12 protein-coding genes are annotated in these 14,147 nt (G+C 34.0%); 1 reads left to right on the forward strand and 11 read right to left on the reverse strand.

Annotated elements, in window-relative coordinates:
* Positions 1–18 precede the first annotated feature (18 nt).
* The 11 genes from dhaK to fabF form a co-directional block, all read right to left on the reverse strand.
* A complete protein-coding gene (dhaK, locus tag I6U48_RS11000; protein WP_218320506.1) occupies positions 19–1,017 on the reverse strand; it encodes a dihydroxyacetone kinase subunit DhaK in 999 nt (332 codons plus the stop codon).
* Positions 1,018–1,076: 59 nt separating this feature from the next.
* Positions 1,077–2,570, reverse strand: coding sequence for a glycerol kinase GlpK (gene glpK, locus I6U48_RS11005; RefSeq protein WP_218320507.1), 1,494 nt, complete (start codon positions 2,568–2,570; stop codon positions 1,077–1,079).
* 238 nt (positions 2,571–2,808) lie between these two features.
* Positions 2,809–3,516 carry an MIP/aquaporin family protein gene (locus I6U48_RS11010; protein WP_218320508.1) on the reverse strand — a complete coding sequence of 236 codons (708 nt, stop codon included), beginning with the start codon at positions 3,514–3,516 and terminating at the stop codon, positions 2,809–2,811.
* 77 nt (positions 3,517–3,593) lie between these two features.
* Positions 3,594–4,361 (reverse strand): SDR family NAD(P)-dependent oxidoreductase, encoded by a 768-nt coding sequence (locus I6U48_RS11015; protein ID WP_218320509.1) that lies wholly within the window; start codon positions 4,359–4,361, stop codon positions 3,594–3,596.
* 46 nt (positions 4,362–4,407) lie between these two features.
* Positions 4,408–5,964 carry an FGGY-family carbohydrate kinase gene (locus I6U48_RS11020; protein ID WP_218320510.1) on the reverse strand — a complete coding sequence of 519 codons (1,557 nt, stop codon included), beginning with the start codon at positions 5,962–5,964 and terminating at the stop codon, positions 4,408–4,410.
* A 96-nt stretch (positions 5,965–6,060) separates the two neighbouring features.
* On the reverse strand, positions 6,061–6,522 hold the full coding sequence (locus I6U48_RS11025; protein WP_218320511.1) for a VOC family protein: 462 nt from the start codon (positions 6,520–6,522) through the stop codon (positions 6,061–6,063).
* Between the two features lie 270 nt (positions 6,523–6,792).
* The gene (locus tag I6U48_RS11030; protein ID WP_218320512.1) at positions 6,793–8,127 is read right to left on the reverse strand and encodes a RuBisCO large subunit C-terminal-like domain-containing protein; all 1,335 of its coding nucleotides are present in this window, start codon (positions 8,125–8,127) and stop codon (positions 6,793–6,795) included.
* A 209-nt stretch (positions 8,128–8,336) separates the two neighbouring features.
* A complete protein-coding gene (locus tag I6U48_RS11035; RefSeq protein WP_218320513.1) occupies positions 8,337–8,942 on the reverse strand; it encodes a histidine phosphatase family protein in 606 nt (201 codons plus the stop codon).
* Positions 8,943–9,020: 78 nt separating this feature from the next.
* Complete coding sequence (locus I6U48_RS11040; protein ID WP_218320514.1) at positions 9,021–10,028, reverse strand: sugar-binding transcriptional regulator; 1,008 nt, start codon at positions 10,026–10,028, stop codon at positions 9,021–9,023.
* Between the two features lie 246 nt (positions 10,029–10,274).
* Positions 10,275–11,198 carry a ketopantoate reductase family protein gene (locus I6U48_RS11045; RefSeq protein WP_218320515.1) on the reverse strand — a complete coding sequence of 308 codons (924 nt, stop codon included), beginning with the start codon at positions 11,196–11,198 and terminating at the stop codon, positions 10,275–10,277.
* 429 nt (positions 11,199–11,627) lie between these two features.
* Positions 11,628–12,863 (reverse strand): beta-ketoacyl-ACP synthase II, encoded by a 1,236-nt coding sequence (gene fabF, locus I6U48_RS11050; protein WP_218320516.1) that lies wholly within the window; start codon positions 12,861–12,863, stop codon positions 11,628–11,630.
* A gap of 204 nt (positions 12,864–13,067) precedes the next feature.
* Here fabF and I6U48_RS11055 point away from each other — a divergent pair, with 204 nt between their 5' ends.
* Positions 13,068–13,949: an AraC family transcriptional regulator gene (locus tag I6U48_RS11055; RefSeq protein WP_218320517.1), complete on the forward strand. Its 882-nt coding sequence runs from the start codon at positions 13,068–13,070 to the stop codon at positions 13,947–13,949.
* Positions 13,950–14,147: the final 198 nt, after the last annotated feature.

The following is a 14,147-nucleotide window of genomic DNA, read 5'->3' on the forward strand; positions in this document are numbered from 1 at the left end:
TTAAATGATACAGATTAATTATAGAACCTTAAGAGCAGGTGAATCTGCAGGCGCATCAAACAATTCCTTTAATTCTGCATCAAGCTTTAACAGAGATATTGAAAATCCGGCCATTTCAAGTGAAGTCATATATTCTCCAACAAATGTCTTGTGTGTTTTTACACCTTTTTCCTTCAATATCTGGCTAACTCTATTATTTATTATATATAATTCAATTAATGGAGTGGAGGATAAACCATTTACTAAAACAGCAACTTCATCACCGCTTGCTAATTTCATATCATCAAGTATCTTACTCATAAGTTCATTAACTATTTCATCAGCCGATTTTATTTTTTCTCTGCGAATTCCAGGTTCTCCATGTACACCCATTCCGATTTCCATTTCGTCTTCACCTATTTCAAATATTGGCTTCCCAGATGCTGGAACAATACAGGAACTAAGAGCCATGCCCATACTTCTTACGTTATCTATTGCCTTTTGAGTCACAGCTTTAACTTCTTCAAGGCTTCTACGTGACTCAGCTGCCGCTCCTGCAATTTTATTTATAAATATTGTTCCTGCAATACCTCTTCTGCCAGCAGTATAAGTACTATTTTCAACTGCAACATCATCATTTACTATTACAGTATCAACTTTAATACCTTCCATTTCCACCATATCTTTAGCCATCTCAAAATTCATTATATCACCGGTATAGTTTAATATTATTATTAGCACTCCATTTCCGCTATCAGCAGCTTTAATAGCTTCATAAATCTGATCTGGAGTCGGAGATGTAAATATTGCGCCAGCAACAGCAGCGTCCAGCATTCCTTTTCCAACATACCCTCCATCTAAGGGCTCATGTCCACTTCCGCCTCCACTAACAAGAGCAACTTTTCCTTTTACCGGTCCATCTGTTCTAACAAGAACATTGACATTTTCAAGTTTTTTGACATGCTGAGGATGTGCGGCACAAATGCCTGCTAGTGCTTCGTCTAAAACATTTTCAACATTATTAATCAATTTTTTCATAGTTCAATCCTCCTAAAACATTTTATTTTTCATATAAACGTATACATTATTCCATATAATTATCTGTCTTTACTCCATGCTAGTGCAGCATTAACTGCTCTTTTCCATCCTTTATAAAATTTTTCACGCTGATTCTCAATCATAACAGGCTCAAACACCCTATCAATTTTTCTATTTTTAACTATATCCTCTTTATCCTTCCAATATCCAACAGCCAGCCCGGCTAAGTATGCAGCTCCAGCAGCAGTTGTTTCAACATTTTCCGGCCTTTCTACAGGAACTCCTATAATATCCGAAGTAAACTGCGATATAAGATTATTTTTGCAAGCTCCACCATCTACCTTTAGAATTTGTACCTTTTCCCCCATATCCTCATTTAAAGCATCAATCAAATCTCTAGTTTGATATGCTAGTGATTCAGATGTAGCACGAATAATACTATTTTTATTAGTTCCTCTGGTAAGACCTACTATAATTCCTCTCGCATATGGATCCCAGTATGGAGCTGCAAATCCTGTAAAAGCAGGAACTACATATAGCTCATCAGAAGACTCTACTTTTTCAGCAAAATGTTCTGAATCAGGAGATTCTTCAATAAATTTCATTTGATCACGCAGCCACTGAATAGAAGATCCTGCATTGTAAACTATCCCTTCAAACAAATAATCTACTTTTCCATCCAATCCCCATCCAATAGTAGTTAACAATCCATTTTTAGATACCCTAGGTTTGTCTCCTATATTAAGGGTCAAGACACCCGCAGTACCGAAAGTAATCTTAGACATCCCTTTTTCAAAACAACATTGTCCAAAAGTTGCTGCCTGCTGATCTCCTGCTACTCCTGTAATTGGAATTTCTCTGCTAAAAACATTTGTAGTATAAGCAAAATGTCCGCTGCTAGGTTTAACTTCTGGAAGCATACATACAGGTACATTTAACATTTCCAGTAATTCATTATCCCACTTTAATTCTTTGATGTTAAACATTAAAGTTCTGGAAGCATTACTATAATCAGTAACGTGAGCTTTCCCATTTGTCAGATTCCATATTATCCAACCGTCAATATTCGAAAAGCAAAGCTCTCCATTTTCTGCTTTAGCCTGAGCTCCTTCAACGTTATCCAATATCCATCTTACCTTTGTACCAGAAAAATACGGATCTAATAAAAGCCCTGTTTTCTCTTTAACCATAGTTTCATAACCCTTTGACTTGAGACTATCGCAGTATTCTGAGGTTCTTCTATCTGCCCAAACAATCGCATTATAGAGGGGCTTCCCTGTGTTCTTATCCCAAACAACAGTGGTTTCACGCTGATTAGTTACACCAATAGCTTTAATTTCAGAATCCGAAATATTTCCATTCTGTAAAGCTTTTTTAATTACTTCAATAGTTGTAGTCCATATTTCATTAGCATCATGCTCAAGCCAGCCTGATTTAGGATAATATTGAGTAAATTCTTTGGCTGCTATACTTACACATTCACCTTCATGATTAAATACGATTGCTCTTGCACTGGTTGTTCCTTCATCAATAGTTAAAATATATTCATTCATTTTATTATACCATCCCCATTATTTATTTGATATTGTTAAAAGCATTTATAATAATTTTAACAATGCCATCTGTTTTCAATAACTTTAATTGATAACTTGCTCCAAAAAAACCTTATATATTTACTGGTTGAAACAAGTAAATACTGAAACAAGCGATTCATAATGACAAATAAATTTTTAGTATAATACATTTACTGATAGGTAACTTAATTATTAACTATTCATAATATATAATTTTTTAAAACATCATAGAAAATGCCAGCGCTGCAGCAATTCCACCACAAATAGGAGCTACTACAGGAATCCATGAATATCCCCAGTCCGAATCACCTTTCCCAGCTATTGGAAGAACAGCATGAGCAATCCTTGGTCCCAAATCTCTGGCAGGGTTAAGTGCATATCCAGTAGTTCCTCCAATACCAGTACCTAATACACATATTATAAGTGCAACAATAAGTGCTCCAAAGGCCGGGTCGGCTGCCTTAGTGTTTCCAACACCAAGAATAGCAAACATTAACACGAAAGTTCCTAGAAATTCTGATATAAAATTAGCTCCAACATTTCTGATTGCAGGACCTGTACAAAAAACACCTAACTTTGTTGCTTTATCTTCAGTAACACCCCAATGTGGATAAAATTGTATCCAGACAAGAGCTGCACCAATGAAGCAACCAATCATTTGGCATGCAATATACATTGGTACTTGTTCCCACGGGAACTTTCCAATCATAGCTAACCCTAATGTAACTGCCGGGTTAAAGTGGGCACCAGATAACGGTCCAAAAATATAAACTGGGATACCAACTGCAAGTGCAAAGCCAATATTTACTGTAAGCCAACCAGCACCTTGTGCCTTAGATTTGTTTAGTGATATGTTTGCCACGCAGCCATCACCAAGATAGATAAGGAACATAGTACCAAATAGTTCGCCCATGTAGTGTGCCATTAATAATTCCCCCTCAGATTAATATTTAGTATGGTATCAAACAATTTTACTGAATACCATTAACTACAACTTAATTTTTAAGTATTTCTTCCCCCTGTAATCATTAGCGAGTCCCCTGTTATAAAACTTGAAAGGTCAGAAGCAAAAAATAATGCTGCATTAGCTACCTCTTCAGGACTTCCAATCCTTCCCATCGGAATGTCACTTAGACGTTTTCGCTTTTCTTCTTCTGTCAACTTGCTGAAATTACGTTCAATCATTTCAGTATTAATAGTTCCGGGAGCGAGAGCATTTACTCTTATTTTATACTTAGCCAGGAATCTTGCACCATATTTTGTTAGCGCAATAATTCCTGCTTTTGAAGCACCATAATCAGGACTTGTGTTCCCACCTGTTATTCCTGCTATGGATGCCATATTTACTATGCTTCCGCCACCATGATCCTTCATGTATTCGGATGCATATTTCATTCCAAGGAATGCTGAACGCATATTTACTCTAATAACTAAGTCCCAGTCGTCTCCAGTAGTCTTAAACAGGTCATTAGCTTTTGCTATACCAGCATTGTTAACCATTACATCAAGCCTTCCCCATTTTTGAACTGCAGAATCAATAAGTCTTTTTACATCTTCCTCTTCGCTCATATCTCCTTGTACCAAAAGGACTTCAGTACCATAAGCTTCTGCTTCTTTTTTTAAAGACTTTGCATGAGCATCGATCTTTAAATCATTAATTAAGAGACCTTTACACTCAGCCTCGGCCATTTTTAAAGCTATCGCTCTGCCGATTCCTTGTGCAGCACCTGTAACAATAACTACTTTATCCTTTAAACTAACATTTAACATTTAATTAATTATCTCCTTTCCTAATATGTCATCCTAAATGTATAAGTTAGCCCCAATGTTTCATGGTTACATCTGCCAATTTATTATAAACATTGGCATCTCTAAGAGCTAAGAATGTGTCCTTAAAAATGCCATACATATCTGTATATATCTCATGATTCTTCATGTTTGGTTCAATGATTCCATAAGTGTGCACCATTTTTTCTACAGCTTCCTCAATACTGATGAACACTCCTGCTCCTACTGCGCCTAGTATAGCAGCTCCTAAAGTTGTACAATCTGATACTTTTAATTTTTCTACAGGTCTGCCATAAACATCAGCTTGTATTTGACACCACAAATCTGATTTTGCACCTCCGCCTGACAATCTGATTGCTTCAAAAGGCCTTCCTAAAACTTTTTCCATGGCTTCTACAATCATTCTAATTTCGTATACAACTCCTTCCATAACTGCACGAGCCATCATTCCACGATCATTTGCTAAAGTCAATCCCATTGAACCACCTCTTGCATTATCATGATAGTAAGGTGTAACCTGACTAGATACAAAAGGAAGGAAGATATATCCTTTACATCCTACTGGTGCTTTAGATGCTTCCAGAGTAATCAAGTCATATACCTCTATATCTAGTTGTTTTGCTGCCTCTTTCTCATGCTGTGCAAAGGTATCCCTCCACCAGCGCAAACAAACTCCAGCACCAAATGTCAAACCTTCCATATCCCATTTATGAGGGATAGCATGTCCTCCAAATAATACAGAATGATCAACATCAGGTCTGCGTACATCCACGTGAGCTACCATAACAGCAGCAGTTCCTATTGTAATTTCAGATAAACCTTCACGAATAACTCCTGCACCAATTGCAGCACACTGCTGATCGCCACCTCCGCAGCAAATTGGCATTCCTTCTTCAAACCCTGTCTCAAGAGAAGCTTTCTTTGATACCACTCCAACTTGTGTCATAGGTGTTTTTACAGGTGGAAGCTTATCTCTATCTATATTAATTGCTTTTAATAATTCATTTGACCAGTCTAAATTTTTTATGTCCATCATACCATTGAGAGTCAATGATGCAGGATCAGTAAAGAGTTCAGTTGAACCAAAATTGTGAAGTAACCACTCCTGACCATTCACAAATTTCCAGGTCTTTTCATAAAGATCAGGTCTGTTATCTCTTACCCATTTATACTTTGGATAAGCCCATAAGCCAGAAAGAGGAACACCACTTACTTCATGATAACGATCTTTCCCAATATTTTCTTCAATCCATTTTACTTCTTTTCCAGCACGTCCATCTGACCATACAATAGCATCGCTGAGGCAATTCCAATCTTTGTCTATAGGTACAAAAGTACCACGTTGAGCAGAAAATCCTACAGAACCAATTTCTTTAGGATTAATTCCGGTTTTAGCCAATACTTCTTTGGAAGTCTCACATATTCCTTTCCATAAATCATACATACTCTGCTCTACCCATCCTGGATGAGGGTACTTGCAAGAATATTCCCTGTAACCTGTTCCTATAAGATTTCCTTCAAGATCAAAAATCATTACCGTCGAACCAGTTGTACCAGCATCAATACCCGCAACATACTTAATCATTTTTTTCCTCCTTATTATTTAATAAGATACATCGGAAATGATAAAGTTTTGTTCGTACAAAACTTAAGTAATTATATAAACATTTAAATAAAATATTTATTTTTGAACTTTAGCTGGTTGAAACATTTCAAGATTGTAATTATCAGGATCAAGTAAATAAAAAGCGTAGGCTCCAGTGCTTGGTCCACTATCAATTAAAGTAGGTTTGTTTACAGTTTTAATATTATTAGCTTTGCACCTTTCATAAGCTTTAAAAATATCTGTTGTAGTAAAACAAATATGACTACTACAAACATTATGCGGCCTTACATCCAAAACCTTTCCCTTCGGTTCAACATATTGAATTAATTCCAGCCGCAGACCAAGGCAACCCAAAAAAGCTACATTAAGAACACCATCTGGATAACCAGTCACTTTTCTGATATAGTCTAAGTCAACATTATAACGAATATTTTCAAACTCCATTTCCATAACTTCTTTGTAAAATTTAACGGATTTATCTATATCTCCTACTGTTATACTAAAATGATTTGCTCCACTAAAAATTTTTTCATTCAATATTATACCCTCCTCATATCACAACCGATTACATTGGAATCATTTTCCATGTTGTAACTACAATATGGAAAATGATAAGGCTTTGTTTATACAAAACTTAAGTAATTAGCTTGTTATTTATATAGTATTGTGCATTTGAATTTGAGGCAATATTGAAAATTTTTTCTATATTTTGATTATTGTTTCACAATGTTTAGTACATTTTAGAAAAAATAAGCTGTTGGCATACTAAATATGTCAACAGCTTGCAGTCCATAAAATTAAGCTTAACTAAATAGCATAATTCTTCTTAACAGTTTCTTCTCCATAAGTACCCCATTTTTCAAGTGACACACGTAATTCTTCATTTGTCTTTGCTGCTTCGCTTAGTGATATTCCCTTCATTGCTGCATCCATTGCTGCTCTGAATGCTCTTGCTCCTGCCTGTGGTCCCATTTTATGTCCATGTATTGCAGCTCCTACTCCCAGCAATATATCATTTCCTGCATCATCCAATATTTTTGATATTAATCCTGGTACTACTCCGCCTCCTACAAATGGTAGGGTTGGTTTCAAATCATAGAATTTACCTGTACATGTTGTGATACTCTTTCTATATTTAAATGGTAGTAAATCAAATTTTCCATATGGCATTTCTATTAACAATGTATCTGCTCCACACATTCTTGTTAACTTCGTAAGTACTGTTGAGCTTACTCCTTGATATGGAGATACTGTCCATGATGCTCCAAAGCAGCAGTGTGATAATATTGGTACATTAATCTTTGGATCTTCTGCCAAGGATCTAAGAGCTGATAATCCTATTCCAAAGGTATCAACCATTATGCAGTTTGCTCCTGCATTTATTGCTCTCATAGCATTATCCTTAAGTCTTGATACCTCGTCTGTTATATTTACAGCATACATGGTTTTCTCGCCTTTAATCTTATCAGCCTTTGCTGCTGCTGCCATATTCATTTGTACACGTTTTTCAAGATTATTAAAGGATCTATCTCCTCCAATTAATTCATCGTCTTTTATAATATCTACTCCACCTACTGCTGCTTCATAAAACAATCCAGCTCCAACTTCAGGTGTATAGCCCGTACATGGTTTGATCATATTATTAAGAAGTGGTCTATTGTAAACTCCTAATAGGTCTCTTATTCCTTGAATGCCAAACTTTGGTCCCTGGAATTTTGATACAAAGCTTTCTGGAAAATCTATATCCATTATTCTTACATTGGGAAGTGCTGTTATATTTCCAAGGATTGTTGCAAATAGTAATGGAATGTTATCTTCAATGTTTGCAACTGGATAGCCTACTCTAGCAACATAGAATCTTGTTCCATCTTCAGGTATGTCCTTTTTTACATTTTCCATGTTTTCATAGTCTGGAACCTCATATATTCCAATTACTTTTGCTGCATAAAGTGCTCTAACCTCATCTGTCTCTGCTGCAACATCTGTCCATGAACCAGTTGTCTGCTCAATACCTATACTCTGAACTTTAACAATTGGGTCTTCATATTTAGTAGCACCAATTAAATAAGTAGCTACACATAAATCGTCAAGATTTACTCCTTCATAGTTTGGATTTAACATTGGGCTATAAAATCTGTTCATAAATATTCCCTCCATTTTTCTACTAAATTTATAATGGTAATTACCTTTATTTAATTATATTTTCTGTATAGTTCCTCATCAACATGGAGAATATTTTCAATACTTTGAAATTATTTTCTATAGCCCTTGCAGATAAAAAAATAGAAGCAGTATTATTATTCATCTGCTTCTTTTCTTTAAATATTTAATGCTTGTTTAATATAGAGAATTTATTTTAAATGTGACGTATTAGCTTCTAAAATAAATTTAATTTCATTGCCTTTCACTTCTATAATGCTTAAACAGGTTTCTGTAATATCTGCTTGCTTCCAAAGCTCCTCAAGTGGAGTTTTTTTAACTATTGCATAAATTGCTAAAAGTGCAACTCTATGTGTGACTATTAAAATATTTTCATATTCTGACTTTATAAAAATGCTCTCCAATACTTCTTTCACTCTGCTAAATAATTGTTCAAAGTTTTCTCCATCTACTGGTTTATATAAATGAGGCTTATTGAAGAAATTATATATTTCATCAGGGTATAATTCTTCCAAGTCAGTAACTTTAATACCCTCCCAACACCCAAAACCTAATTCTTTTAAGGCTTCTTCTGTAATAATTTTTGTATTTTTGTTACCTATTATGTGTTTTGCAGTTTCAACAGCTCGTCCAAGTGGACTGCAGTAAACGCAATCAAAATTAATATGTTTTAAACTTTCACCTAGCTTTCTCGCATTATCAATACCTATTTCTGTCAAATCGGTATTATTCCATCCCTGCAATCTTCCTTCTGTATTCCATATTGTTTCTCCATGTCTTGTTATGTATATCTTCATGCACTTCAACTCCTTGATTCTCTCAATACTAAATAGTTCCACTTCCTAATAAGCAGAAATAGACAATATAGCTTATGATTATTTTACTTTCATTTCATTATAAGCCAATTCCATAATTGAGTTTCCAAGTGAATAATCCGTTATAAGAACATCAATTAAATTCCCCTTCAATGCAGATAATACGGCATGTGCTTTGCTGTCATCTGCTGCCAGCGTAATTTTGGTTTTTATTTTCTTAAATTTCTCAAAATCTATAGTTATAGTTCTTTCTTTTAATTCTGTATCACATTCTTTACCATTTTCATCAAAAAATCTAAGTATAATATCACCATACACATTCTTACTTGTTAAATTTTTCAATTCACTTTCTGTTATATATTCTCTCTTTGACAGCTTTGAATCCAAATTAGGGTAAAATGAACCAATTCCACAGATTGAAATGTTAACTTTATCAAACATATCAAATACTTTTGTAATGCTTTTCTCTTTTTTTATTGAATCTGCAACGTTTTTACTACTCATAAGACCTTCCGCTAATATATGGTAGTTTGTACCACTGAAAACTTTTGCCATCCTTGTTACAAGCGTCCTTACATCCAATTCGTTTTCACAACAGGATATACTTCCATGTAGAGTTACAAAAGTCGCATCTACTTTTTGACATGGATTTAAGAAATTTATCAAATAATACATCGTACTTCCCCATGAAATTCCCAAAACATCATCTTCTTTTATAATTCTTTCTAAATACCTCGCTCCTTCTATTGCCACAAGCTTCCTTCTATTTTCCATCTTAAATCTTGTGCTTTCCAAAGAACTGTCTTTAGGAGACGGTGCTATGACTACATCTTTAAGGCCAAAGGTCTCTTTAAGCCTTTCCTCCAAGTTTATACATTCAATGTATGGGTCTTTAATAACAAACTCAATTATTTTTTCGTCTTTTGCCTTCTTAATAAGTCGTGACACCGTAGTAACAGATATTTGCAGCTTATCAGCTATTTCATTCTGAGATACACCTTTTATATAGTAGAGATAAGCAGTTTTTAAAATTATAAAGGTTGATTGATTGTAAACTTCAGGTAACATATCATTTCCCCCTATTTTATAATATTTCATCGCAAATAAGCTTTCTAAAAATTGATTAGCCATCTCTAAATTTTAATAAGTCTGCAGTTGACTACATATACTAAAACATCAAATATACGAACTAAAAGTATTGCCGAATTTTTATCTTATCTATATATTAATGTTAATACATTTTTTTATCAACACTGAAAATATTTTCAGTTGCATAGATTATATATAACAAAGCTTTTATAAAGTAATATATCTTTAAACATCATGTTCATAGCCAAAATTCCTTGATATTTTACTATAATTAGGCACTTCCACCCCATAATTATGAGCAATCCTTACAACATCAAAAATAAGTTCATCTCTTTCATCCTTTTTTCCAGCTTTTATATCCTTTTGCAATGAAGCTGTAGTATCTGAAGTAAGGCCATCTAAAATATCAAGGTTATCTCTTATAAAACTATCGCTTAGTTTAACATTTAGTGCCTCTGCTACCTTTTGCAGTTCCTTAATAAGTGCTATAAACATCTCTCTATACTTGCCTTCCTTTTTTATTTCACCGGCTACAACATCATAGTAAGCACCAGTTGAGGCATATGCTGATGTAAAGGAGAATTTTTTAAATATTTCACATTTTATATTATCTGTAAGAACTCCATCAATACTAGATTTAGCAAGGTCTTCCTGTATTTTTTTCAATAAATTCATGTCCACTTTTGTATTCTCTCTAGGTCCAAAGACAAGCCTAAAAATCTTTATCCCCTGTGTAATTTCACCCGGTGCTGATATATATGCGCTAATATAAATACAACCATCAAGTACTATTATATCAGGTAAAGCTGCCCCCAGCTTTTCTCCTGCGCTTAGTGTGTTTAAAATTGGAATTACTATAGTATTTTTGTGAGCTGCTTTTCTTATTACAGGAATAGCTTCATTCATTGAATATCCTTTAACACATACAAAAATCACATCTACTTTTTCAAATTCCTCATCTCCACTATGCGCCTTAACATTCTTAAGTTCTATTTCTCCATTTTCGAAAGAGTGAACAACAAGTCCCTTTTCTTTTATGGCTTCCAAATGAGCCCCTCTTGCGATAAATGTAACATTCTTTGCATTGTTGGCCAAAAATCCACCAATGCATCCACCGGTTCCACCAGTGCCTAGTATTAAATATTTCATAAATAGCCCTCCGTTATTACTAAATAATAATAATTAATTCTTTCGCCAAAAATCCTCTGCCACTAAATCACCTCCTCTATTTGAAGTATAAAACTAATGATGAAATGTTATCAACCTAGGTTGCTTTTACTTCTTATTATTAAAAGTATGTAACTTTACATAATATAGGGTTTAAGACCAGAAAATTAACTTATACGCAGGGATATGTTTCCAAAGCTGAAAGCACATATAAAAACTTTTTAGTCAACCTTAGCTCAGTATTTTAGAAAATCTAAGAGTCTTTGATATGTTTGAGGTACGAGTTTATCAAAGATTCTTAGATTTTCAAAATACTGAGCTTTAGATTGACAAAAAGTTTTTATCGTGCTAAAGCTTGGAAACATATACCGGAGTGTAAGTTAATTTTCGGCCGTGCAACCCTATAATTACTTATTTAAAAGCCTTCAAAACTAAGGATGCATTGTGCCCACCAAATCCAAAGGAATTTGTTAAAGCATAAGTGAACTCTTTACGTCTACCTTTGTTAGGTACATAGTCCAAATCACATTCTGAATCTGGAGTTTCATAATTAATTGTCGGTGGCAAAAAGCTTTCTTTAATTGCCAGCGCTGTTATAATAGTTTCAATGGCACCGGATGCTCCTAATAAATGACCTGTCATGGATTTTGTTGAACTAATAGCAAGTTCATAAGCATGCTTTCCAAAAATAGTCTTAACAGCAGCAGTTTCATTTTTGTCATTTGGTTTTGTAGAAGTTCCATGTGCATTTATATATCCAATATCAGAAGGAATTATGCGAGCATCTTCAATTGCAAGCTTCATACATTTTGCAGCGCCCTCTCCAGCTTCGGCAGGTGCAGTTATATGATAAGCATCATTTGTACAGCCATAACCAACTATCTCTGCAATTATGTTTGCTCCTCTTTTTAAAGCATGTTCAAGCTCTTCAAGTACAAGCATACCTGAACCTTCACCTAATACAAATCCATTTCTCTCTAAATCAAAAGGTCTACAGGCGGCGCCAGGATCTGTGTTTGTTGTCATAGCCTTACTTGCACAAAAACCTGCTAAAGTTAATCCGGTAATAGGAGCCTCTGCTCCACCCGCAATCATTATATCTGCTACATTTCTTTGAATAACCTTTAAGGCATCACCAATAGAATTAGTAGATGAGGCACAGGCTGTTACAGAGCATTCATTAAAGCCCTTAAATCCGTATTTTATGGCTATAAGTCCAGATGCCATATTAGGTATCATCATTGGAACTAAAAAAGGACTTACTCTACGATAACCTTTTTCAATAAACTCATTATGCTGCGCTAATGTAGTCTCTATTCCTCCTATGCCTGTTCCTACCATTACGCCGGTTCTATCTTTATCTATATTATCTAAGTTAATCCTTGAATCTTCAATTGCCATTTGTGCTGCTGCTAAAGCAAACTGTGCAAATCTATCCATCCTTCTTATTTCTTTTTTCTCAATAAAATTGCTTGGATCAAAATCCTTTATTTCAGCTCCAACTTTGGCTGGTAGATCCGAAATATCAATTCTTTCAATAATACTGATTCCACATTTTCCATTTTTGATCGACTGCCAAAAATTATATCCACCTATTCCAAGGGATGAAACTGCTCCTATTCCCGTAATAACTACTCTTTTGTCCATATAAAAACCTCCAAACCTTGTAAAAATAAAGCTAAATAAGCTTTACTAATTTACATAGTATTTACTTTATTAGTCTTAATAGGTATAATTAATTGAACTGATTAACTATCGCCTTTGAATATAATTGTAATAGAATATATTAATTAAAATGAACAAATATTGCTTTTAATTAAATAACTATTAATGAGAAAAGGTGTTTAAAATATGAAAGACTTAAAAGAAGCTATTATTACAACTGTAGATTATATTGAAAACAACTTATATGATAAAATTTCTTTAGATGATATATCGTTGCATACTGGAATATCAAAATATTATCTACATAGATCCTTTAAATCTTTAACAGGAGAGTCTATTATTGAATATGTTCAATCTCGAAAACTGACATCAAGTATTAATGAACTTATAAATACTAATATGAGAATCATAGATATAGCTCTAAATTATGGCTTTGATTACGAGCAATCCTATATAAGAGCTTTTAGAAAGACCTTTAGGTGTACTCCATTAAAAGTAAGATCAGAACAGAATTTGTTAAGCTTAATCATTAAAGAAAAAATTAATACTGAGGATATTTTATCACTAGGAAACTCTGTTACCTACAATCCACATTTTGTATTTAAACAAAAGTTTAATTTGATAGGCATTAATCATAAGATATTAAGCAAATCTGGTGATAGAACTGCCAATGCATATGGACGAGATTTCTTTTATAATCATAAGAATAAAATTGATAATACCATAGACCCACAGGTGTATTTTGGATATACTGATTGGGGTAGTGATGGTTTCATATGTTATGTTCCAAGTGTACAAGTATCTAATTTAACAAGAATACCGGATGGAATGATTGGCATAACTGTACCAACTCATAAGTATGTTGTATTTCGTTTTGTTGGTTTTTTTAGTCCTGATGACATTAATGGCAGACATGTAGGCCGCCTATTAGTTCAATTACACTCTAAATGGATTCCTAAGTCTGGTTACAAATTTGCCGATACCTTTAGATTTGAATATATAGATACATCTATGTCAAAAGACAATTATTGTGAATTATATGTATACCAACCAATAGAAGATATTTAAAAGAGTCATTATAGATAACCACACCAGACACTTAACTTATACGCAGGGATATATTTACATTCTGGAAGACACATTTAAATACTTTTGCTACAAGTCTTAGCTCATATTTTTAAAAAAGCTTAGAAGATTTGATTGGTTAAAAGTCTAAATGACTTTTAACGAGCAACTTATCAATGGTAATTGATAAGTTGGTCCGAC

Source organism: Clostridium thailandense, assembly GCF_019207025.1.
GTDB lineage: Bacteria > Bacillota > Clostridia > Clostridiales > Clostridiaceae > Clostridium_AM > Clostridium_AM thailandense.